Here is a 1,917-nt window from a genome sequence, read left to right as displayed (position 1 = left end):
CCGTACCGCCCCCGCCCGCCGGGGCGCCGTCCACGTGGGCGGCTCCCGGCGGGCGGGTGGCGCCTAATGGCATGTTCATGGCGGACCTATCGCTCGGTACACGGCCCGCGGGGTGCGGACCGTTCGGACAGTGAGAAGACTGTCGCACAGCGTTGTCACCCCTGTGGGTGATTTCGACAGAACGCGGGCAAAATTTCCGCTGGCATATGCCACTGTGGCCGGAGCCGTCGTCGCCCTGTGTGCGGACGGGGGCCCGAGGCGGTAACCTTCGGTGATTCCGGCGCCCGGGCGCCCACCGCAGTACCGACCAGAGACCCCGGCGACGGAAATCCCGTTGCCACTACGACCGCCGCAACGGATGCTGACCTCATGTTCGAGCCAGTGATAGCACCCAGTGCCAGCCTCCTAGGCCTCCTTCAGCGAGGCCGTGGTGACGGGCAGCTCCACGCGCTGGCCGCCGACCGTGCCGAGGCCATCGCCGCGCTGGAGGAGTGCGTCACCAGGGACCCGCGAGCCGACTGGCAGGTCGAGAGCCGCTCCCTCTACTACGCGCGCATCTACATGGACCTGGAAGCCCCCCTCGAGGGCATCGAGGACCACCTCCACTCCGCCGAGGACCTGGTCACCGACGACGAGAGCCGCACCGGCCTCGCCCTTTCCGTCCTGGGCCACCTCGCCGCGTACGGCCGGCGCGACGCGCTGCTGATGCTGCGCGAGTACGCCGCCACCGGTGCCAACTGGGCGTGGGCCCTCGACGAGCTGGCCCTGCGCGACGACGACCGCGGCCTGCTGCTGCTCGGCACCGCCGTACTGGACCACTTCGAGCCGGGCCCCGAGGGCGACGCCGAGCTGCGCGAGTTCATCCGCAACGCGTACGAGCCCCGGCCCTGGCGGCTCTGGGCGGCCTACCACCCCAGAGTGGCGGCGGCCAGCGAGCAGTCACCCTTCGACCTGTGGCAGCGCCAGATCAACCGCAGCGGGGTCACCCCCGGCTGGTCCACCGCCGACGTGCTGGCCTGGGCCGACCAGGGTGAGCTCGGCGGCCTCGGCGCCGGCGCCTTCCTCGGCCGGCCCGACGCCCGTCCGGAGCCGGCGCGCGGCCCCGAATCGCCGTCCGGCCCCGACGCGGTGGACCGCCGCGCGGCCGCGGCCGCCCGCTGCCTGACCGCCGTGGTCCGGCCGGAGGACCGCCCGCTGCTGCTGGAAGCGGCCCGCGACGGCCTGCCCGGCGCCCGCCGGGCAGCCCTGCGCCACCTGGTCGAACAGCGCGACCCGGCCGCCGTCGAACTGATCGAGGCCGCCGCCGCGGACGTGGACGACCGGATCGTCCGGGCCGCCCTGGAACTGCTCGGCCGGATGCGGGGCCCCGAGGTGCTGGTGCACGCGCGCCGCTGGGCCGACCCGGCCAGCGGCGGCGCCGACAGCGCGCTCGGCGAGGCCGCCGTCCAGCTGCTCGCCGACGCCGGGGAGCCGGCCGACGCGCCGCTGGTGGTGGCCGGGCTGCGCCGCTGGATCTCCGTTCGCGGGGTCAGCGGTACCGGGCTCGGGTCGCTGGTCGACGGTGCGGGGCGGCTGGCCGCCGCCGACGCCGTCCCGGTCCTGCGCCACGTCTACGGCGAGGCCGCCTCCTCGGAGCTGCGCGGACGCGCCGCCCAGGCGCTGGCCGCGACCGACGTGCACTTTCCCGAGGGGCCCGCCGTCGAGTGCCTCTGGGACTGCGAGGAGTCCACGCGTGAGCTCGCCGCGCGCCATGTCGCCACCACGGGCGACGCGCGTGTGCTGGAGCGGTTGCGCAGGCTCGCCGCCGACCCGGCCGAGGAGGCCGAGGTCCATGCCGCCGTACGCGGCCGGCTGACCGCCGCCCGGGAGTTCGGGCGTTAGGTCCACAACGTTCGGTGGGCCGGGACACCGTGTCGG

General features: G+C 75.2%; 1 protein-coding gene. It reads left to right on the top strand.

Annotated features, from left to right (window positions below; translation table 11 throughout):
• The first annotated feature begins 369 nt into the window (after positions 1-369).
• Positions 370-1,881, top strand: coding sequence for a HEAT repeat domain-containing protein (locus ACFU6K_RS38045; protein ID WP_380671095.1), 1,512 nt, complete (start codon positions 370-372; stop codon positions 1,879-1,881).
• Positions 1,882-1,917 lie beyond the last annotated feature (36 nt).

It is taken from the genome of Kitasatospora sp. NPDC057512 (genome assembly GCF_042802135.1).
Taxonomy (GTDB): Bacteria; Actinomycetota; Actinomycetes; order Streptomycetales; family Streptomycetaceae; genus Kitasatospora.
This window is presented reverse-complemented; position numbering and strand designations above follow the sequence as displayed.

What these genes read in the sequence shown, in the direction of transcription:
- ACFU6K_RS38045 (WP_380671095.1), top strand. Translation starts at nt 370, where the DNA reads ATGTTCGAGCCAGTGATAGCACCCAGTGCCAGCCTCCTAGGCCTCCTT.